Here is a 19,475-nt window from a genome sequence, read left to right as displayed (position 1 = left end):
TGCCCTCGGGGCCCGTTCTGCCCAACGGGGCGAGCTCAAAGGGGTCCTGGCGGGCCGCCGCGACCGCAGGGGGATACCCAGCGGGATATCTCCGCGTCCTGCTGCCACATCCGGCCGCCGGCCATCCATTGCCTGGCGCTCAGCGGGCCCGCCAGGAAGGCTCTCTACCCCGGAGGGACGCGGTGCGAGTCCGGGGTTCCGGGCAGCCCGCCGCGGCCACGGGGGGATGCCCAGCCGGATATCTCCGCGTCCTGCTCCCACATCCGGCCGCCGGCCATCCATGGCCGGCTCTGGACATCCCCCCGCGGCCGCGGCGGGCCCCAAGCTGCCGTGGCGTCTGGGAAAAGTTCAACCGCGAGGAACGTCGGCCGCTGTGGCAATCAACGATTTCGGCTGAGCCGCTGTTGATCTCCATGCCAGACCACACGAGCGCACGAGCGTGGTCCGTTGCGGACGACTCCGCGGTAACCGCTCCTGCTTTCCGTGCCGGAGCCGGCGAACGACTGAGCCCGTCGCGTGCACCGCGGGGTGTGCGCCCAGCCGGCCATGGATGGCCGGCGGCCGGCCGTGGTAGCTGGACGCGGACTCCGGCCGGGGGAGCACACCCCGCGGTGCGCGCGACGGGCAGCGCGGATCGCAACGAAGCAACTCGCAAACGCGAATACCCTTCCGCTGCAGCCCTGCCCCGGGAGTTGGAGAAACCCTGCTCGCCCGTCTTACAGCCCGGCCGGGTGCCGCATCGAGCCCGCGTCGCCCTTTCCACGGCCGCGACGACAAGTCGCACCCATGGACCGGCCACGGTGGACGCCCGCCCGGGGACAGCGTTACCTGCGTTTCGCGCGTGACGCCCGGGCGCGCTTCTTCGCCGGCGCCGCGGCATCGCCCGGTTGCTGGCTGCCGGTCGCCGGCAGTCGTTCCAGGGTGGCCAGCACGTCGAGGTAGGCCATCAGATGGTGCAGGTAATCGGGTGATTCATCGCGCATGAGCCGCAGCGCGCGCTGCACCAGGTTGGCGGAGTTCAGCGGGCCGGCATCGGTGGCCGCCGGGGCGAGCGCCTCGCGGGTCTGGCCTTCGATGCGCAACCGCGCCCACAGCGCGCGCAGTGGTTGCAGTGCAGGCAGCGCGGGATAGGCGGCACGCGTCGGCAGGCCGTCGACCGCATGTGCATCGCGCCAGCCGGCCTCCTGTTCGAGCGTGGCCAACAGCGGGGCGAACAGCGACGTTCGCGCACCGGGCGCTGGAACATGCCCCGGGGCTGGCTGGCCGGTCGCGCGGTCGTCGCCGATCGCGCCACGCCGCATGCAATGCCTCGGCTCTCCGGCGGGCGATGCTTCGAGTGCGGCGATCCGCTGCTCGAGCGCCGCGCGCACGGCGTCGTCCACAGCGTCCATGCGCCGGCGCAGCGCGGCGATGCGTCCGCTGCGCAGTGCCTGCGCAACGGAGGGCGTCGGCGCCACGCGGGTGGCTGCGTCAGCCGCCATGGGCGGCCGGCTGCTGGCGCGGGACCGGCGCCATCTCGACGCGGCGGTTGCGCGCACGTCCCGCCTCGTCCGTGTTCGGCGCCACCGGCTGTTCGGCACCGAACGCGGCGGCGAACACGGACGACGCCGGCACCCCGTGCTCGACCAGCGCGCGGGTCACGGTGAGCGCGCGCTGCGCCGACAGTTCCCAGTTGTCGGCGAAGCGGCGGTTGTCGCCGCGGATCTGGCGGTCGTCGGTGAAGCCGCTGACCATCAGGATCTCGTCGCGGGTGCCGAGGTAGCCGGCCAGCGGCCCCGCCAGCGTTTCCAGCAGTTCCACGCCTTCGGGCTGCAGGCGGTCGGAATTGAGGGCGAACAGCACGCTGCCGCGGATGCCGATGCGGCCGTCGACCAGGGTGATGCGGCCGGCGGCCAGCGGCACGGCCAGCGCGTCCTCCAGGGCCTGCCGACGCTGCTCCTCGGCCCGGCGCTGGGCGATCTCCTCCTGCAGCTGCACTTCCAGGTGCAGCTGCACGCCGATCACGCCGACCAGGATCAGCACGAACACGCCCAGCAGCACCGACATCAGGTCGCCGAAGGCCGCCCACACCGGTGCGCCGGCACCGTCGTCGACGTCGATTTCCAGGCTCATGCGCCGGCCCTGTCGCGCACGCCGGGCAGCTGCCGCAGTTCCTCGATGATCTGCTTTTGCGCCAGCACGCTGAGGTCGACCACCTCGCGCGCCTGCGCGACGTAGTAGGCGAGCTGCTCGTCGCTGCGGGTGGCGGTGGCGTCGAGCGTGGCGCCGATGCCGTCGAGTCGCTCCAGCAGGCGCTCGTTGCTGGCGCCGAACAGCTCCACCGCGCCGGCAAAGGCCTCGCCGAGGCTGGCGACATCCGCGGCGCCGGCGCCGATGCGGGTGGCGGCGGCGTCGAGCCTGCCGGTTTCCTGCTCGACCTGCGCAAGGAAGCGGTCGCCAACCCGCTCCAGCAGCCCGGCGCTGGTCGACACCAGCGCATCGATCGCCTCGCGCTGCTGCACCGAGGCGTGGTTCACCGCGTCGAGCAGGGTGGCCAGCGTGTCCATCAGCTGGCTACGCTCGGCCAGCATTGCGGTATCGCGCACCATGCTGTCGGACAGCTTCTGGCGCAGCTCGGCCACCACCTCGGCAGCCGCACGTGGCGCTTCCGATGCCGCCTGCACCAGCGTGGCGATCTCGGCGATGGTGGCGCTGGTATGCGCCTGCGACTGCTCGCCGATCTGCTGCGCGGTGCGTGCGAGTGCATCGCAGATCGCCTGCTGGCGTTGCGCGGCGTCATCGCCGATGCGTGCCCAGTCCTCGCGCAGCGCAGCACCGATCGCACCGAGTTCGCGGTTCCATGCCGCGAGGCGTTCGCCGTCGCCGCTGGCCAGTGCGTCCTGCAGGCGCGTATGCGAGGCCGCGACGTCGTCCAGCAACGTCTGCGCCCTGGCGGCGAGCTGGTCGCCCGCGGCCACCAGTGCGGCCTGCTGCTGTTCGACCAGCGCCGCGTGCTGCGCCTGTTGGCGCTCGAGCGCCGCGTCCCACGCGCCGGCGAGGCGGGTGGCGCTGCCGTCGAGCTGGGTGGCGACCGCATCGGCCAGCGTCGCGGCGTGTTCCGTGAAACGCGTACCAACCCCGTCCAGGCGCTCACGGGTGGTGTCGGCCAGCGCGGCCTGTGCCTCACGCTGCTGGTCCAGCGCCTGTTGCCACAGCGTGGTCATCGCATCGGTGCTGGTTTCGCTGCTCGTGGCCAATGCCTGCAGCTGGCGCTCGACGGCGGCGGTCACCGACTCGTGCAGGCGTGCGGTGTCACGGGTCACCGCCTCCATCGTGGTGGCCACCACGGGCTGCAGGGCATCGCCGAATGCACGCGCGCTGTCGACGGCACTGCGCTGCAGCGACTGCTCCACCGATGCGGCGAGACGTTCATAGGCGGCCGCGGTGCCAGCGTGGAAGTGCTGCTGCCGCTCGGCCTGCTGTGCCTGCGCGGCCTGCGCCTGGCGCTCCAGCGCGGCCATCATCTCCTGCAGGCGGTCCACCAGCGCCGGCATGGCGGCGGACTGCGCGCGCATCAGCTGCAGCGCCTCGTCGCGCTGGCGGGCGCGCGAATGCGTATGCAGCGTGGTGGCGATCGCGGCATCCAGGCGCCGCACCACCGCGGCGCGCTCGCCGCGGCACATTGCTGCCAGCAGGCCCAGCATCGCCGAGGCCGCGATGCCGGCGATCGAGGTGCCGAACGCGATTCCAAGGCCTTCGACCGGCGCGGCCAGCGAGTCGCGTACCGCCTGCAGGTCACTCGCGGTCTGCAGCGCCATGCCGGTGCCGCGCAGGGTCAGCAGCATGCCGAGCAGGGTGCCGAGCATGCCCAGCAGCACCAGCATCCCGACCAGATAGGGCGTCAGCGACGGCACCGGCAGTGGCGCACGACCTTCCTCCACGCGCAGGCGTACCGCGCCGCGCAACGAGGTATCGAGCGGGTCCAGCCATTCCGCGAGCGTCGCCGGTGGCGCCGCGAGCCCATCGAGGGCGCGACCGAGGCCGGCGGTGGCCTGTCGGTAGCGATGCAGTTCCAGCGCACCGACCAGGTACAGCGCAGCGATCAGCAGGGTGACGGCCAGTGCCAGCGTGTGGCTGCCGATGTAGCCGGCGCCGATCCAGCCGATCGCCAGCAGGCCGGTGGCGAACACCGGCCAATGGAGGAGTTGTCTGTTCATGCGTCCACGGGGGAGGGCCGAAGCGCGGCAAGCAGCGCGTCGACGGGTTGGAAACGGAGGTCGAATTCGGCCAGCAGCACCTGCCGGGCGTCCTCGCGGAACGGGCGATACCAGCCGTGGCCGTCGCCGCCGGTGCCGCGCTGCAGGCGCCCGCAATGCGCGGCCAGCAGCGCCGGTACCGGGGCCAGCAGCGCATGCTCGCGCGGGCTCAGCACCGCTTCGAGCACGGCATCGACCGCGGCCAGGCGTGCCTGCCGCGGCGTTTGCCGGGCCAGCCGGTCACGCAGCTGGCCACGCAGGCGGCCGGTGGCCGCCTGCATCGCGCGCTGCAGGGACTGGCAGTGGCGCAGCACCGCGGCGGCGGCGGCATCACTGTCCGCATCCACCGCAGGCCAGCCGCGGTCGGCGGCGATGGCCTGGGCGAGGTCCTCGCGCACGCGCGTGCAGTCGTCGGCATCCGCATCCGCATCCGGTCCGGTGTCGTCGTCTGCCGCCGCGGGGCCGTCGAGCGCACGCGACAGCGCCACCGCGCGTGGCCAGTCCAGCCATTCGCCCAGCCGCGCCGCCGGCGCCTGCACGGGCGGCATCGGCGCCGCTCCCGCGATCCGCGCCAGCAGGCGGGGCAGGGTGGAGGCTGGAACGGCTGCCCCGGGCTGGGCGTCGTGCATGCGGCTGGCCAAAAGACGGCCATTTTACAGTGCGCAGGCCGCGCGCCGGGCTCCGCTCACCTGAAGCGCCGATGCCCGCGGGGTATCATGGCCGGCCGCAGGACCCCCCTTCACGACAGGACAGGACATCGACGTGGCAGTGAATCAGCAGCAACTCGACAGGATCGCCTCGGGCAAGGGCTTCATCGCCGCACTCGACCAGAGCGGCGGCAGCACGCCGAAGGCGCTGAAGCTGTACGGCATCGACGAGTCGGCGTGGTCCGACGAGGCGGGCATGTACGACCTGGTGCACCAGATGCGCACCCGCATCGTCACCAGCCCGGCGTTCACCGGCGAGCGCGTCCTCGGCGCCATCCTGTTCGAGCGCACGCTCGATGCCAGCTTCGCCGGCCAGGACGCCGCCAGCTACCTGTGGAACGAGAAGCAGGTCGTGCCGTTCCTGAAGATCGACAAGGGCCTCGAGGACGAGGCCGATGGCGTGCAGCTGATGAAGCCGATCCCGGGCCTCGCCGAGCTGCTGGCCAAGGCGAAGTCCAAGGGCGTGTTCGGCACCAAGGAGCGCTCGGTCATCAAGGCCAACAATGCAGGCGGCATCGCTGCCGTGCTCGACCAGCAGTTCGAGCTCGGCCAGCAGGTGCTCGATGCCGGGCTGGTGCCGATCATCGAGCCGGAAGTCGACATCAAGGCCGCCGACAAGGAAGCCATCGAGGTCGAGCTGAAGAAGGGCCTGATCGAGCGGCTGGATCGTATCGATGCCAATACCCCGGTGATCCTCAAGCTCACCCTGCCGAGCGTGGACGGCTGGTTCCAGGAGCTTGTCGACCATCCGGCGGTGCTGAAGGTGGTGGCGCTGTCGGGCGGCTACAGCCGCGACGACGCCAACGCGAAGCTGGCAAAGAACCCGGGCGTGGTGGCGAGCTTCAGCCGCGCGCTGACCGAAGGCCTGAGCGCGCAGCAGACCGACGAGGCGTTCAACCAGTCGCTGGACGTGGCCATCGAGTCGATCTACCAGGCATCGATCGCCTGATTTCCCGTATCACGCGATACGGAAAGGCCGGCAGCGATGCCGGCCTTTTTTTGTAACCGTCGTGTCGACCGCGCATACGTCGTGTCCGCCGTGGCGATGTGGTGGCGTCTTTGAGAACCCGAAGGTCGGGTATCCGGTGGCCATGCATGCCCAGCTCCGGCCGGGCGTCATCCCATCCGGGGTCTTGCTCCCCGGCTCGGTCAGACATCCATGTCTGACTCGCCGCCGCGGCCCATCCCTGGGCCGCTATCCGCAAACCCCGAACGGGATGCCGCCTGGTGGATTCACTGGCGACGCTTCTTCTGCCTGTGCTGACGGGAAGGTCAACCCAGCGCCGGCACCTGCACCGGGCGGCCGCGCGCATCCAGCGCGATCATCACGAAGTGCCCGCAGGTGCACAGTTCGCGCTCGCCGGTCAGCAGGTCCTCGGCCACCAGCTTCACTTCCACCTTCATCGAGGTGCGGCCGACCTCCACCACGCGGGCGATCGTCTCCACCAGCTGGCCCTGGCGGATCGGCAGCTTGAAGTCGACCTGGTCGGAACGCGCGGTGACCACCGTGCGGCGTGCATAGCGCGAGGCGGCGATGAACGCGGCCTTGTCCATCCACGCAAGCGCAGTGCCGCCGAACAATGTGCCCATGTGGTTGGTGTGGTCCGGGAACACGATCTCCAGCAGCCGGGCTTCGGTGCGTGGGGTGTGGGCCACATCGTTCATGCCAGGTCTCCGGCTGAGGGAAGGTGCAGGGCGACGGCCTGCGCGATCTGCGCCGGCGTGCGGAAGCCGGGAAGCCGTACCACCTCGATTCCGGCATTGAACACCGAAAGCGTAGGCGTCTGCCGCAGGTCCAGGCCGCGGAAGAATGCTTCGCCGATCGCCTCCAGCTTCACCTTCAGCAGCACCAGGCCGGCGGCGTCAGCCGTGTCGGCGAACTTCGCCAGCGACATGTCGAGCATCCGGCAGGCCGGACAATCGTCCTTGTGATAGTCCACCAGCACGCGTGGATGCGATGCGAGTGCGGTGTCGTAGTCGTCAGGGGTGGAGGCGTGCAGCGTCTGCATGGGTCAGGGTTCCGGTACAGGCAAGAATGGTGTCGGTCCAGCGCTGGATCTTCACGGCGTCATGTTCGCCATGCGGCATCTGTTCGATCTCCAGCCGCGGATAACCGGTGCCGAAGAACGCGGCGATCCGCCGCGCCGCGCCGCAGTAGTACTCCTCGCCCCACTGTGTCTCGCCGGTGCCGAACACCGCGACGCGCTCGGGCCTGCCGACCGCGGCGATGAGTTCTTCGATGAAGCGCTTCATCTCCGGAGGCGTGCGCCCGGCGTTGATGCTCCAGCTGCCGAGCAGGTACAGATCGTGTCCGGCGCCGCCGGGACAGGCCTGGGCAAGCGTCTGGATGTCGGCGTCGATCCAGGTGACGGCATGGTCCTTCTCCTCGCACCGCGCGCGGATCGCACGCGCGACATCGCGCGTATTGCCGCTGAGCGAGCTGTAGGCGATCAGGATCTTCATCGCGCCCAGGTCCGGTGGGAGCGCGCCTGCGCGCGGTTCACGCTGCGTCACTGCGTGCGTTCACGAATGCGTTCGCGCGCGAGCGCGCTCCCCCAAGGCTTCACAGGTCGTCGAAGCCGTTATCCGAATTCGTCTTCTTGTAGGACGCGTTGCGCATCTCGAAGAAGTCGGTCTTGGTCTCGGTGAAGTTGTCGGCGTAGGCCTTGATCCACGGCATCACGTTGTCGTTCGCGCCTTCGTACAGCTTCTCGATGCCGAGCATGCCGGCCATCTTGTTGGCGCGGTACTTGACGTAGCGGACCATCTCGTCGACGTCGATGCCGTCGATGCCGTCGAGCACCTCACTCGTCCAGCGCGTCTCGAGCTGAATCGCGTGTTCGAACGCGTCGTGCACGTACTGGGTGAGCTGGTCGCCCTGCAGCGACTGGTTCTCGCCGACGATGGCGCGGATGAGTTCACTGATGAACTTGCTGTGCGCGAGTTCGTCGCGGTTGATGAAGCTGATGATCTTGCCGGTGCCGGTCATCCGGTTCTGGCGGACCAGGTTGTAGAAGTACGCGAAGCCGGAATAGAAGTTGATGCCTTCGAGGATCGACGACTGCACCAGCGAGCGGATCAGCGTTTCGGCCGAGCGCTCGCGCATGAAGTCGTTGTACGAATCCATGATCGGCTGGTTGCGCGCGATGATCGTGGGATGCGTGCGCGCGAGTTCGAACACGCGGTTCTGGTCGGCGAGGCCGGTGATCGAGGCCAGCACGTAGCTGTAGCTCTCGTTGTGGATCACTTCCTGCTGGCCGATGATCGCGGCGTTGGCGTGCGCGGCCGGGTCGGTGATGTATTCGGCGACGTTGTAGATGAAGCGCGTCTGCGGCGAATCCAGCGTGGCCAGCAGGCCGATGATCGAGTCGTAGGCGTTCTTCTCGCGCGCCGAGAGCTCGCCGTACTGCTTGGCGTCGCCCTTCATGTCGACCTCGTCCGGAATCCAGAAGTTGGTCGAGAGTTCCTTGTAGGCGCGATAGAACGACGGATACGGAATGTCGTTCCAGTTGAGGATGCCGCTGGTCTGGCCGTTGATGATGCCGGTGGAGCGGTTGGGATAACGCGGCTCGAGGATCTTGATGCGGTCGAGCGGGGTGGACGTAACGGCCATGGTTGCTTCTCGTATTCCGGTGCCGCGCCCCGAATCACGATTCGACGCGGCGATTCAATCTGGAGGAAAGCCCCCCTGAGTCAGGGGGGCGCGCCGAAGGTGCGGGGTGTGGATGCTGATGAGACGGGGCCCACGGTTTGCAATGCAAACCGTGGGGAGCGAAGCGCGAATGCGCTTAGCTCGAACACCACTCGCACTCGGCGATATCGATGTCGTTGGAGCGCACGTAATACGTGGTCTTGATGCCCTCGCGCCATGCGGTCATGTGCAGCTCCAGCAGCGTGCTCGCGCGAATGGTACTGGGCACGTAGAGGTTGAAGCTGATCGCCTGGTCGACGTGGCGCTGGCGACGCGCGTTCTGGCGCACGGACGCGAACTGGTCGACCTTCCAGGCGCCCTTCTCGTAGTAGGGCCAGGTGTCCAGCGACAGGCCGGGGGCGGCGACCGGGCGGCGGTAGTCCTTCTTCTCCTCGTAGTAGAACGCGGAGTAGATCGGGTCGATCGACGCGGTGCTGCCTGCGATCTGCGCGGTGGACATGTTCGGGGCGACCGCCATCAGCCAGCCGTTGCGCATGCCGTTGACGCCGACCTGCGCGGCCAGATCCAGCCACTGCGGCGAGTTGTACTCGCGGTCGCGGAAGTAGGCGCCGGTGTGCCAGTCGCTGCCGGCGAACACCGGGTAGGCACCCTTTTCCTTGGCGAGTTCCATGCTCGCCTGCACGGTCAGGTAGTTGATGCGCTCATAGAGCGAATCGCTGAAATCCTCGGCTGCCTGCTCGTTCCACTGGATGCCCTTCTGCGCCAGCAGGTGATGCCAGCCGAACGTGCCGAGGCCGATCGCGCGGTACTTCTGGTTGGTGATCGTGGCCTGCGGCACCGGGAGCTGGTTGAGATCGATCACGTTGTCGAGCATGCGCACCTGGATCGGGATCAGGCGTTCGAGCACGTCGGTGATCAGGTCGCCCTGGCCCTGCTGCGGCACGACCGCGCGGCCCAGGTTCACCGACGACAGGTTGCACACGACGAAGTCGCCGGCCTGCCTGGTGGTGACGATCTGATTGCCGGAGATGATCTCCTGCATCATCTTCGTCGGGCTCATGTTCTGCAGGATCTCGGTGCAGAGGTTCGACGAGTACACGCGGCCGACGTGCTTGTTCGGGTTCTTCCGGTTCACTTCGTCGCGGTAGAACATGAAGGGATTCCCGGTCTCGAGCTGCGAGACCATGATCCGCTTGAAGATGTCGATCGCCTTGACGGTCTTGCGGCTGATGCGCTCGTCGGCGACGACTTCCTCGTAACGACGGCGGAAGCTTCCGTTCGGATCGCCGCGCGTTTCGTCGAAGAAATCCTGCAGGTAGAAGCCCTTGATCTTGTGGACTTCGTGCGGGTCGAACAGGTACCAGTCGCCGCGGCGCTCGACCGCTTCCATGAAGAGGTCGGGGATGCAGATCGAGGTGAACACGTCGTGCGCGCGCAGGCGCTGGTCGCCGTTGTTGAGCCGCAGGTCGAGGAAGTTCTCGATGTCGCGGTGCCACACGTCCAGATACACCGCCACCGCGCCCTTGCGCTGGCCCAGCTGGTCCACCGACACGGCGGTGTTGTTGAGCTGCTTGATCCACGGCACCACGCCGCCCGAGGAGTTGGGCACGCCGCGGATCGCCGAACCGCTGGAACGCACATAGCCCATGTACGCGCCCACGCCGCCGCCGCCCTTGGAGACGCGGGCGATGTCGGTGTTGGAGTCGTAGATGCCCTGCAAGCTGTCGTCGACGGTGTCGATGAAGCACGACGACAGCTGGCCGCCGACCTTGCCGGCGTTCTGCAGCGTCGGCGTCGCCACGGTCATGTACAGGTTCGACAGCGCCCAGTAGGCCTCGCCGACCAGCTGCATGCGGCGCTCGCGGCCGCCGCGGGTCTCGTTCTGCATCAGGTACAGGGCGATGGTCAGCCAGCGCTCCTGCGGCAGTTCGAACACGGCGCGCGACGTGTCGGTGGCCAGATACCGCGTGGCCAGCAGGTACAGGCCGTTGTAGGCGAACAGCTTGTCGCGCTCGGGCTCGATCATGCGGCCGGCTTCCTGCAGCTCTTCCTTGGAGTAGGCGCGCAGGATGTCGTTGGAATAGATGTTGCGGTCGGCCAGCGACTCCTGCAGGCCGACGTAGGAGCCGTACTTCTCACCGGCATCGTAGAAGCGGTTGCGGCTGGCGCGCTTGTACAGGCGATGCAGGTACAGGCGGGCGGCGAAGAATTCCCACTCCGGCGCGGTGACATCGACGCGGGCCTCGGCCTCGCGGATCAGATGGTCGGTGAGGTCGTCGGCGTTGACCGCTTCCTTGCGCTCGACGAAGCCGAACACGCTGCGCTTGTAGTCGGCGATGTCGAGCTGCGGGAACTCGGCGTGCACGCGGTCGATGCCGCGTTCCAGGCGCGCGCGGTCGTACGGGGTGCGGCGGTTGCCGGCGTCCTTGGTGATCCAGGTCGCAGCGGGCGGTGCGGATATCGCCGGTGCGGAATGCGCGGCCGGCGGCAGCGGCACGTTGTCATCGGGGTGGGCGACGGATGGCGCGCCGGCCGGCGTCGCGGGCTCGGCCAGGTGGGTGTCGTCGTGGTGCATGCGTCCTCCAGAGGTGGCGCACGGCCGGCCTGTCCCTCGCAGGCGGGCGTGGCGTTGGAGGCGGAGGGTGGACGAGCGGCGTCGCAGATCCGGGGACGCGCGGCGGCGCCCGGACCCTGCTCCACCAGCCATCTCCCCCCGGAGATTCCGCGGCCGGCACCGCGCGGCGTGCAGGCGCGCGGCTGTCGGCAGGTCTTCGGACTCACGGGCACGGAAGCCTGGCTTCCACCTGGCCCGCCGCTTCCCGGAGCCGTGCTCCAGTGCTGGTGGCGGGTTCGTTCCCGATTACCGCTGCGGGGCAGTGCCGGAGTGGCCGTGAGGCGTCACCGGGCTTCCCTTTTCATCCGCGACGCAAAGCGTGCGGAACCGACCCGGCACAAGATATGGGGGTCGGCAACGCCGGTCAATACAAAATGTCGAAGGATCCGGAGTCGGGGCGCGGAGCATGCCGCTCCGCGCCCCGACCATCACCGGCGCACGTCCTGGGTGTGCGACTGCATCGCCTCCGCCAGGCCCGGCACACCGTCGGCCCCGGTGGGCACGGTGATGCTGGAGCCGGCGAAGTCGTTGCCGATCGGTTGCGCGCGGCCGCCCAGGCACTGCGACAGGAAACCTTCCGCCACCGCATTGAAGGCCTTGTTGTTCTCCGGGCGGGCGAACCCGTGGCCCTCGTCGGGGAACAGCACGTACGTGACCGGGATGTTCTTCTCGGTCATCGCGTTGACGATCTGGTCGCTCTCGTCCTGCTTCACCCGCGGATCGTTGGCGCCCTGGCCGATCAGCAGCGGCTTGCGGATCGCATCCACCCGCGACAACGGCGAACGCTCGGTCAACCAGGCCTTGCCTTCCTCGGTCTCCGGGTCGCCCATGCGCCGCACCAGCTGCTGGTAGAAGCTCGCCCAGTACGGCGGCACCGTCGACAGGAGGGTGTTGAGGTTGGCGGGGCCGACGATGTCGACGCCACAGGCAAAGGTGTCCGGGGTGAAGGTCAGGCCCACCAGCGTTGCATAGCCACCGTAGCTGCCGCCCATGATCGCGACCCTGTCCTGGGTGGTGACGCCCTCGCCGACCGCCCACTGCACGGCGTCGATGAGGTCGTCGTGCATCTTCGCCGCCCACTCGCCGTCGCCGGCGTTGGTGAACGCCTTGCCGAAGCCGGTGGAGCCGCGGAAGTTCACGCTGAGCACCGCATAGCCGCGGTTGGCCAGCCACTGGTCATAACTGCTGTAGCCGTAGACGTCGCGCGCCCACGGGCCACCATGCACCAGCAGCACCATCGGCACCGGCTGGTCCGCCTTGCCGTCGCCATCCGGATCCGCATGCGCGGGCAGCGTCAGGTAGCTCACCAGCGTCTTGCCGTCGCGCGAGGTCAGTTCCTGCGGCCACATCGGCACCAGCGGCTGCCCGGCCAGTGCCGGGCGGCCGGAGAACAGGTGGGTCAGCGTGCCGCCGTCGGCGCGGTCGTAGAGGTAGTACTCCAGCGGCGACTCCGCGGCCGAATAGGCCACGATCCACTTGCTGTCGTCGAGCGTGCGGGTGTTGATCGAAGCCTCGCCGGGGCCGATCGCCGCCAGCCGGTCGAGGTCGGCGCGGATGCTGTCGTCGAGCACCGCCCATTCCTCGCGCAGGTAGTTCACCGACACCGCCTGCACCTCTCCGGTGCGCGGGTCCATCAGGCCACCGCCGAAGTCGGCACGCGGGTCGGCGTGCAGCAGGGTGCGCTCTCCGCTGGCAGCGTCGATCGCGAACAGTGCCGAGGTGTCGCGCTCGCGCGAATCGCGCATGTACAGGGTACGGCCGTCCTTGGTCAGCCCCGCGAGTCCCGTCGTCATGCCGTCCTCGAACGGGATCGCGTCGTGCTCCTGCCAGCCGTCGCCGTCACGGCGCAGCACGTCGACGCCGCCGTCGGGCCGCGAGCGCGAGGCGAAGCGCAGGTTGTAGTCGGCATCGGCGACGTATTCGCCGATCGAGGCGTCGTTGCGCTCCACCAGCGTGCGCTCGCCGGTGGCGAGGTCGACCCGGTACAGGTCGTGCCAGGCCGGGTCGCGGTCGTTCATGCCGACCAGGATGGTGTCCGGGTGGCGATCGCTCACCCCCACTACCTGCGCGGTGGTCTTCTCGAACGGGGTCAGGTCGCGACTCTCGCCACTGGCCACGTCCACCGCGTAGAGGTGGAAGTCCTCGTCGCCACCGGCATCGCGCAGGTACAGGAGCACGCCGGGGCGGTAGGTCCAGAAGTAGTTGCGGATGCCGCGCGCGGTGTCCTTCGTCACCGGGCGCGCATCGGCCGGGTTGTCCACCGGGGCGACCCAGACGTTGAGGGTGCCGTCCACCGGTGCCACCCAGCTCAGGGTGCGACCGTCGGGGCTCAGCTGCACGTTGGCACGCTCGGGATTGCCGAACAGCGCATCGCGCGGGATCAGCGGGACCTCGTCGATCGTGGCCGGCGCGGCGAACGCACCGGCGCGAGGCGTATCGGTGGCGGCCGCGCAGGCGGTCAGCGCAAGCGTGATGGCGGACGCGAGCAGGATGCGGTGCATGTGGCGATTCCCCGGGAGTGGAATCGCGAGCATACGACCAGCGCGGCGCGCCCGCCCGGGGGTGTCAGCCGCGCATGCTGCCGGTGTCGAGGTAGCGCTGGTGCCAGGACAGCGCCTCGCCCAGCAGGTGCGGGGTATGGCGTCCGCTGCTGCCGGCGAGCGCACGGTCGAAGTAGTCCTGCAGCAAGTCGCGGTAGTCCGGGTGCGCGCAGTTGGCGATCACCGCGCGCGCGCGCTGCTTGGGCGAGAGCCCGCGCAGGTCGGCCAGGCCCTGCTCGGTGACAATGACATCGACATCGTGCTCGTTGTGGTCGACGTGGCTGACCATCGGCACGATCGCCGAGATCGCCCCGCCCTTGGCGGTACTCGGGGTGACGAAGCACGACAGGAAGCCGTTGCGGGCGAAGTCGCCGGAGCCGCCGATACCGTTGATGATCGTCGAGCCGGCGACATGGGTGGAATTGACGTTGCCGTAGATGTCGGCCTCGACCATGCCGTTCATCGCGATGCAGCCCAGGCGGCGCACCAGCTCGGCGTGGTTGGACATCTCCTGCGGGCGCAGCACAATGCGTTCGCGGAACAGCCCGATATTGGCGGCGAAGCGTTCCACCGCCTCCGGGCTCAGCGACAGCGCGGTGGCCGAAGCCATGGTGATCACCCCGGCCTCGATCAGGTCGAGCATGCCGTCCTGGATGACCTCGGTGAACGCGGTGAGCCCGGTGAAGCCGCCGTCCTGCAGGCCCGCCAGCACCGCGTTGGCGATGTTGCCCACGCCCGACTGCAGCGGCAGCAGCCGGTCCGAAAGCCGCCCGGCGCGGATCTCGTGGCGGAAGAACTCCACCAGGTTGGCGGCGATCGCCTTGGAGGTGGCATCCGGCGGGGCGAAGCTTCCGAGGCGGTCCGGCGCGTCGGTCTCCACCACCGCGATGATCTTCTCCGGGTCCACGCGCAGGTAGGGCTCGCCGATGCGGTCGCCGGGCTGCAGCAGCGGGATCGGCCTGCGCGCCGGCGGCAGCGCGGTGCCGTAGTAGATGTCGTGCATGCCATCGAGGCCGATCGGCTGGCGGTGGTTGACCTCGACGATGACCTTGTCGGCGAGGTCCAGCCAGGTCTTGTTGTTGCCCACCGAGGTCGACGGGATCAGCCGGCCGTCCGGCAGGATGCCGGCGACCTCGATGACCGCGACGTCGATCTTCCCGAGGAAGCCGAACCAGGCGTACTGGGCGACGTGGCCGAGGTGGATGTCCATGTACTCGATCTCGCCGCGGTTGATGCGCGCGCGCAGTTCGGGGTCGGACTGGTAAGGCAGGCGGAAATCGATGCCACCGGCACGCGCCAGCGCGCCATCGAGTTCGGGCGCGGTGGATGCACCGGTGAGGACGCGCAGCGCGAAGGCCTCGCCACGCTCGCGTGCCGCCTCCATGCGTGCGGCCAGCGCCTGCGGCACCGCCTTCGGGTAACCGGCGCCGGTGAAGCCGCTCATCCCGACCGCCATGCCCGGCTGGATCCATTCCGCCGCCTGCGCTGCATCCGTCCGGCGTGCGGCGAGTCCGGGGTGGGCGATGCGGGGGCTGGTCATGGCGGTCCTCGTGGCTGTGGATAACCCGGCCATGTTAGCCGCCGGGCATGGCGCCGGCTTTGCCGGCTCAGGCGTCACCGCGTCCGGGCGGGCCAGCGGAAAACAGCAGCACGATCACGCCGGCGACCGCGGCCAGCTGCAGCAGCACCGGCGAGGCGGCCATCAGCAGCACCCCGCACAGCAGCACCCCCACCGACAGCCGCGCGCGGTCGTTCCCGCTGCGCCAGGCGTGGTGGCGCGGGCGCAGCCACGCCGGTACCGATGTGGCCGGGCGGGCACGGGTGAGAAATGTGGCCAGCCCCCAGGCGAACACCGCCAGCCCCAGCAGAGACGACAGGGCGTCGAGCACGCTCAGCCCCGGTGCTCGCGGGCGAGGTATTCGGCGCTGCGCATCTCGATCAGCCGCGAGGCGGTGCGCTCGAAGGTCGCGGCCAGGCGTTCGCCGGTGTAGAGCAGCGGCGGTTCCGCGGCCGCGGTGCAGACCAGGTTGACGTGGCGGTCGTAGAGCTCGTCGACCATGGTCACGAAGCGGCGCGCGGCATCGTCGCGGCTGCCGTCGAACAGCGGCACGTCGCCGACCAGCACGGTGTGGAATTCGCGCGCGATCTCGATGTAGTCGCTGGCGCCGCGCGGGCCTTCGCAAATCGCCTCGAAGTCGAACCACACCATGCCCGGGTCACGCCCGCGCACGGCGATGCGGCGGCCGTCGATGACGATGCCGCAATCGCGATGGCGATCGCTGCCACCGAGCGCGTGCCAGCGTCCGGCCAGCCACCCGTCCGTACCGGCGTCGAGCGGCGCGCGGTAGACGGGCGAGCGGGTCAGCGCGCGCAGGCGGTAATCGGTGTCGCTGACCATCTCGCGCACGTGGCAGTGCTGTTCGATCAGCGCGATCGCCGGCAGGAAGCGCACGCGCTGCAGGCCGTCGCGGTACAGCCCGGCGGGCTCGATGTTGGAGGTCGTCACCAGCACGATGCCCTCGGCGAACATGCGGTCCAGCAGCCGCGCCAGCACCATCGCATCGCCGATGTCGGTGACGAAGAACTCGTCGAGCACCAGCACCCGCAGGCCGCGCGCGCGCCAGCCGCGCACGATGGCCGCAAGTGGATCGCGCTCGCCGTTCTGTTCGCGCAGTTCGTCGTGCACGCTGCGCATGAAACGGTGGAAGTGGGTGCGGCGCTTGGTTTGCAAACGGTCCCGCCCTCTCCCGCCCGGCGGGAGAGGGATGTCGGCCGGGCCTTCAGCCCGGAAGTTTTCCAGGGGCAGGCCATCGGCGAACAGGTCGATCAGGAATGTCTTGCCGCGGCCGACCCCGCCCCACAGGTACAGTCCGGGCACGGTGGCCGTGTCGCCCCCGCCCCCGAACAGCCGGCGCAGCGCGCCGGTGCGCGCCGGCGGCTGCGACAGTGCCGCATGCAGGCGGTCGAGTTCCGCCAGCACCGCGCGCTGTGCGGGGTCATCCTGCCAGTCACCGCGGGCGATGCCGGCGGCGTAGCGCTGCGAGGGTGTCGCGGTCTCCATCAGTGCCGGCACGTGCATGGCGTGGCATGGCCGGGCCCACGGGGCACCGGCCGGACCGTCGCCGGCCTCATGCGCCGGGAACCGGATCGGGCAGGTGCGTGCGCACCCCGTGCTTGATCGCGCCGCGCAGGTCCATCAGCTTGCGGTGGAAGAAGTGGCTGGTGTCGGGCATGCGCACCAGTTCGGCCTCGGCGCCGGAGTTCTCCAGCCAGTCGTACACCGCCTGCGGATCGACGACCTCGTCGGCCTCGCCCTGCACTACCAGCCACGGGCAGTTGGGCAGCTCGATCGAGTCGAAATCCCAGCGCCCCGCCGGCGGCGCGATCGAGACCAGCATCCCCGGCTGCAGCTCGGCGGCCATCGCCAGGCTCACATAGGCGCCGAAGCTGAAACCCGCCAGCCACAGCTGCGCATCCGGGCGCTGCGCCCGCACCCAGGCCACCACCGCACGCAGGTCGTCCTGCTCGCCGGTGCCCTGGTCGAACTCGCCTTCGGACGCGCCGGTGCCGCGGAAGTTGAAGCGCACCGTGGTCGCGCCGAGCTCGCGCAGCGCACGCGCGGCGATCGTGACCACCTTGTTGTGCATGGTGCCGCCCTCCGTGGGCAGCGGGTGGCAGACCACTGCCACCAGGGGGCGGGCGGGCGCGTCGGCATCGGGTGGGTCGACCGCCACTTCGAGCGCGCCGGCGGGCCCTGGCAGGGTGATGGTGGCGGAATCGTGGGGGAATTCTGGCGTCTGCATGGCGTGCATCTTACCGGCGTGGACGTTGGCATCCCGTGGGTGCGGGGCGTTGCGTCCGTGCGATTCCACCGGCGCCGCGGTGCTGCGCCGGGCGATGGCATGCATGCCAGCGCCCACCCGGACCGGGCAGCAGGGCGCAGCGGGGGTTGCCGACGCTAGTGGGGTCGCGACAGATGAAAGCCCAGCAGCAGCGGGTCGTGGTCGGAACTGCGCCATGGCGTGCGGGCGGGATCGTGGCGGTAACCGAGCGCGGCGGGCTCGTCGGCGTTGGCGTGCCAGTGGGCGGCACCCGCCAGGCGTGCGGCCAGGGCCGGGCTCAGCAGCGCGTGGTCGAGACGCCCGGCCTGGCCGTTGTACACATAGCTGTAGGGGCGTTCGACCCCGGCGACCGCGAAGGCGTCCTGCCAGCCAGCCTCATGCAGCACCCGCAGCGGATCCTCCTGCGCATAGGCGTTCAGATCGCCGACGATCGCGGTGAGCGCGCTGCCGGCGCCGGTGGGGTCGGTGGCGAGCCAGTCGTGCAGGGCGCGCGCGGCCGCCCCCCGGGTGGCGTTCCAGCACGACTGCCCATCGCCGTGGTCGGCGTCGGCACCGCTGGCATTGCCGCAGCCCTTGGACTTGAAGTGGTTGGCCACCACCACCAGCACCGGCCCGCCCGTGGCCGGCACGAAGGCCTGCGCCAGCGGCGGACGGCTGCCATAGGCGAACGGGCCGTCGGTGAGCGCTGCCGGACCGCCATGCGTGCGCACGCGGTCGTCGCGGTAGAGCATGCCGACCCGGATGGCATCGCCGCCGGCGATCGCGGCGTTGGCGACAAAGCGCCACGCGCCACCCCCGGCATTGAGTGCGGACACCAGCGCGGCGACCGCGGAATGCGCGCCGTCGTCATCGTTCTCCAGTTCCATCAGCGCGACGATGTCGGCATCGAGCGCGTGGATGGTGGCGACGTGCCGCGCCAGTTGCACCTCGAATTCGGCCCGGGTGCGCGCGCCGCGCGGGGTGGGGAAGCCACCGCCGTCACCATCGCCGTTGAACAGGTTCTCGAGGTTGAGCGCGGCCAGGCGCAGGTCGCCGGCCACGCGCGGCGGCTGCGGGCGTGGTGCCGGGTCGAGCTGCAGCGGTGCGGTCAGCTGCAGCCGCGGCTCGCCCCAGCGCATGTCGACGATGCCCTCGGCGCCGGCGTGGATCCGGCTGCCGCTGCGCGGCGCCTGTGCCTGCGCGGGCAGGTACCACACGCTCGCCGGCCGTTCGGCGCTGGCATCGTCGAGCAGCAGGCCGCGGCGCGCGTTGTCGGCCGCCATCGCACGCGCGGCCTCGCCCGGCGCGACCACTTCCGTGGGCGTATACAGGCGGCCATCGAAGGCGGCCTGCAGCACACCGCGGCGCTCGAGGTCGTGGTGGCCGCTGACCGTCAGCGGCACCTCGATGTGTACACGCATGCCCTCGTACCGCGACCAGTCGGCTGGTGGTGCCTGCAGCCGCAACGCCGGCGGCAGCGGCGCTTCGCCCAGCAGTTCCACCGCGCGCGGGGCGAGTGCGGTGAGCGTCGGCCCGCCGTCGTCGCCGTGTTCCACCACCTCGCCATGGATGCGCACCCGTGTACCGGCGCGCAGGCCGTCCACGTCCGCGCCATCGAGCACGAACAGGCCATCGGCGGTACGCGGATCGCCGTCGCCCGTGTCCTGCACGAACCAGCCGCCGAGCCCGGCGGAGAACGCGCCGGTGACCACGCCCTCGACCGTCACCGCCGTGCCCTCCAGCGGGCTGCGTGCCGCGCTGCCCTGCACCTGGCCGATGGCGAGGGTGTCGGCGGACGACGGGGGCTGCGTCGTCACGCCGGCACAGGCGGACAGCGCAAGCGCCACTGCCGCCGGCACGGCATGGCGGAAGGGGGAGGAACGGTAGGGCATCCGGGTGGCTCCGA

At 69.9% G+C, this 19,475-nt stretch carries 16 protein-coding genes and 1 riboswitch; of the genes, 1 reads left to right on the top strand and 15 read right to left on the bottom strand.

The features are described from left to right. Nucleotides 1-824: 824 nt before the first annotated feature. The 4 genes from ERL55_RS14625 to ERL55_RS14610 are packed head-to-tail and all read right to left on the bottom strand — an operon-like array spanning nucleotide 825 to nucleotide 4,864. Nucleotides 825-1,481 (bottom strand): DUF2894 domain-containing protein, encoded by a 657-nt coding sequence (locus ERL55_RS14625; RefSeq protein ID WP_129137085.1) that lies wholly within the window; start codon nucleotides 1,479-1,481, stop codon nucleotides 825-827. Further along, nucleotides 1,471-2,112: an OmpA family protein gene (locus tag ERL55_RS14620; protein ID WP_129137084.1), complete on the bottom strand. Its 642-nt coding sequence runs from the start codon at nucleotides 2,110-2,112 to the stop codon at nucleotides 1,471-1,473. Before ERL55_RS14620 ends, ERL55_RS14625 begins: the two co-directional genes overlap by 11 nt. Further along, the gene (locus ERL55_RS14615; protein ID WP_129137083.1) at nucleotides 2,109-4,196 is read right to left on the bottom strand and encodes a DUF802 domain-containing protein; all 2,088 of its coding nucleotides are present in this window, start codon (nucleotides 4,194-4,196) and stop codon (nucleotides 2,109-2,111) included. Before ERL55_RS14615 ends, ERL55_RS14620 begins: the two co-directional genes overlap by 4 nt. Continuing rightward, nucleotides 4,193-4,864, bottom strand: coding sequence for a DUF3348 family protein (locus ERL55_RS14610; RefSeq protein ID WP_129137082.1), 672 nt, complete (start codon nucleotides 4,862-4,864; stop codon nucleotides 4,193-4,195). Before ERL55_RS14610 ends, ERL55_RS14615 begins: the two co-directional genes overlap by 4 nt. A 139-nt stretch (nucleotides 4,865-5,003) precedes the next feature. Between ERL55_RS14610 and ERL55_RS14605 the strand changes: the two genes are divergently transcribed. Continuing rightward, nucleotides 5,004-5,891, top strand: a complete 888-nt coding sequence (locus tag ERL55_RS14605; protein WP_164972239.1) for a fructose bisphosphate aldolase — start codon at nucleotides 5,004-5,006, stop codon at nucleotides 5,889-5,891. A 323-nt stretch (nucleotides 5,892-6,214) separates the two neighbouring features. Here ERL55_RS14605 and ERL55_RS14600 read toward each other — a convergent pair whose 3' ends face one another. The 11 genes from ERL55_RS14600 to ERL55_RS14550 all read right to left on the bottom strand — a co-directional run bounded on the left by ERL55_RS14600 (nucleotide 6,215) and on the right by ERL55_RS14550 (nucleotide 19,461). Further along, nucleotides 6,215-6,607 carry an acyl-CoA thioesterase gene (locus ERL55_RS14600; RefSeq protein ID WP_129137080.1) on the bottom strand — a complete coding sequence of 131 codons (393 nt, stop codon included), beginning with the start codon at nucleotides 6,605-6,607 and terminating at the stop codon, nucleotides 6,215-6,217. After that, nucleotides 6,604-6,951 (bottom strand): thioredoxin family protein, encoded by a 348-nt coding sequence (locus ERL55_RS14595; RefSeq protein ID WP_129137079.1) that lies wholly within the window; start codon nucleotides 6,949-6,951, stop codon nucleotides 6,604-6,606. The genes ERL55_RS14600 and ERL55_RS14595 overlap by 4 nt, the downstream gene beginning before the upstream one ends. Next, nucleotides 6,923-7,405 (bottom strand): flavodoxin, encoded by a 483-nt coding sequence (locus ERL55_RS14590; RefSeq protein ID WP_129137078.1) that lies wholly within the window; start codon nucleotides 7,403-7,405, stop codon nucleotides 6,923-6,925. The genes ERL55_RS14595 and ERL55_RS14590 overlap by 29 nt, the downstream gene beginning before the upstream one ends. A gap of 100 nt (nucleotides 7,406-7,505) precedes the next feature. After that, complete coding sequence (locus ERL55_RS14585; RefSeq protein ID WP_129137077.1) at nucleotides 7,506-8,555, bottom strand: ribonucleotide-diphosphate reductase subunit beta; 1,050 nt, start codon at nucleotides 8,553-8,555, stop codon at nucleotides 7,506-7,508. Between the two features lie 175 nt (nucleotides 8,556-8,730). Further along, a complete protein-coding gene (locus ERL55_RS14580) occupies nucleotides 8,731-11,169 on the bottom strand; it encodes a ribonucleoside-diphosphate reductase subunit alpha (protein ID WP_129137076.1) in 2,439 nt (812 codons plus the stop codon). A 169-nt stretch (nucleotides 11,170-11,338) separates the two neighbouring features. Continuing rightward, nucleotides 11,339-11,555, bottom strand: a riboswitch (cobalamin riboswitch). Nucleotides 11,556-11,636: 81 nt separating this feature from the next. Then, nucleotides 11,637-13,709, bottom strand: a complete 2,073-nt coding sequence (locus ERL55_RS14575; RefSeq protein WP_129137075.1) for a S9 family peptidase — start codon at nucleotides 13,707-13,709, stop codon at nucleotides 11,637-11,639. A gap of 64 nt (nucleotides 13,710-13,773) precedes the next feature. Further along, nucleotides 13,774-15,288 (bottom strand): acetyl-CoA hydrolase/transferase family protein, encoded by a 1,515-nt coding sequence (locus ERL55_RS14570; protein ID WP_129137074.1) that lies wholly within the window; start codon nucleotides 15,286-15,288, stop codon nucleotides 13,774-13,776. A gap of 67 nt (nucleotides 15,289-15,355) precedes the next feature. Next, complete coding sequence (locus ERL55_RS14565; protein WP_129137073.1) at nucleotides 15,356-15,637, bottom strand: hypothetical protein; 282 nt, start codon at nucleotides 15,635-15,637, stop codon at nucleotides 15,356-15,358. Nucleotides 15,638-15,639: 2 nt separating this feature from the next. After that, nucleotides 15,640-16,809 carry a cell division protein ZapE gene (gene zapE / locus ERL55_RS14560; protein ID WP_129137371.1) on the bottom strand — a complete coding sequence of 390 codons (1,170 nt, stop codon included), beginning with the start codon at nucleotides 16,807-16,809 and terminating at the stop codon, nucleotides 15,640-15,642. 67 nt (nucleotides 16,810-16,876) lie between these two features. Continuing rightward, a complete protein-coding gene (locus ERL55_RS14555; RefSeq protein ID WP_129137072.1) occupies nucleotides 16,877-17,551 on the bottom strand; it encodes an alpha/beta hydrolase in 675 nt (224 codons plus the stop codon). Nucleotides 17,552-17,706: 155 nt separating this feature from the next. Further along, nucleotides 17,707-19,461 carry an ExeM/NucH family extracellular endonuclease gene (locus ERL55_RS14550; protein ID WP_129137071.1) on the bottom strand — a complete coding sequence of 585 codons (1,755 nt, stop codon included), beginning with the start codon at nucleotides 19,459-19,461 and terminating at the stop codon, nucleotides 17,707-17,709. Between the last annotated feature and the right edge of the window lie 14 nt (nucleotides 19,462-19,475).

It is taken from the genome of Luteimonas sp. YGD11-2, assembly GCF_004118975.1.
Taxonomy (GTDB): domain Bacteria; phylum Pseudomonadota; class Gammaproteobacteria; order Xanthomonadales; family Xanthomonadaceae; genus Luteimonas; species Luteimonas muca.
The sequence above is the reverse complement of the archived record's forward strand: the minus strand, read 5'-3'. Positions and strand labels throughout refer to the sequence as shown.

Excerpts from the sequence above, each read along its gene's own strand:
- ERL55_RS14625 (WP_129137085.1), bottom strand. The coding sequence starts at position 1,481 with ATGGCGGCTGACGCAGCCACCCGCGTGGCGCCGACGCCCTCCGTTGCG.
- ERL55_RS14620 (WP_129137084.1), bottom strand. The coding sequence starts at position 2,112 with ATGAGCCTGGAAATCGACGTCGACGACGGTGCCGGCGCACCGGTGTGG.
- ERL55_RS14615 (WP_129137083.1), bottom strand. The coding sequence starts at position 4,196 with ATGAACAGACAACTCCTCCATTGGCCGGTGTTCGCCACCGGCCTGCTG.
- ERL55_RS14610 (WP_129137082.1), bottom strand. The coding sequence starts at position 4,864 with ATGCACGACGCCCAGCCCGGGGCAGCCGTTCCAGCCTCCACCCTGCCC.
- ERL55_RS14600 (WP_129137080.1), bottom strand. The coding sequence starts at position 6,607 with ATGAACGATGTGGCCCACACCCCACGCACCGAAGCCCGGCTGCTGGAG.
- ERL55_RS14595 (WP_129137079.1), bottom strand. The coding sequence starts at position 6,951 with ATGCAGACGCTGCACGCCTCCACCCCTGACGACTACGACACCGCACTC.
- ERL55_RS14590 (WP_129137078.1), bottom strand. The coding sequence starts at position 7,405 with ATGAAGATCCTGATCGCCTACAGCTCGCTCAGCGGCAATACGCGCGAT.
- ERL55_RS14585 (WP_129137077.1), bottom strand. The coding sequence starts at position 8,555 with ATGGCCGTTACGTCCACCCCGCTCGACCGCATCAAGATCCTCGAGCCG.
- ERL55_RS14580 (WP_129137076.1), bottom strand. The coding sequence starts at position 11,169 with ATGCACCACGACGACACCCACCTGGCCGAGCCCGCGACGCCGGCCGGC.
- ERL55_RS14575 (WP_129137075.1), bottom strand. The coding sequence starts at position 13,709 with ATGCACCGCATCCTGCTCGCGTCCGCCATCACGCTTGCGCTGACCGCC.
- ERL55_RS14570 (WP_129137074.1), bottom strand. The coding sequence starts at position 15,288 with ATGACCAGCCCCCGCATCGCCCACCCCGGACTCGCCGCACGCCGGACG.
- zapE (WP_129137371.1), bottom strand. The coding sequence starts at position 16,809 with ATGGAGACCGCGACACCCTCGCAGCGCTACGCCGCCGGCATCGCCCGC.
- ERL55_RS14555 (WP_129137072.1), bottom strand. The coding sequence starts at position 17,551 with ATGCAGACGCCAGAATTCCCCCACGATTCCGCCACCATCACCCTGCCA.
- ERL55_RS14550 (WP_129137071.1), bottom strand. The coding sequence starts at position 19,461 with ATGCCCTACCGTTCCTCCCCCTTCCGCCATGCCGTGCCGGCGGCAGTG.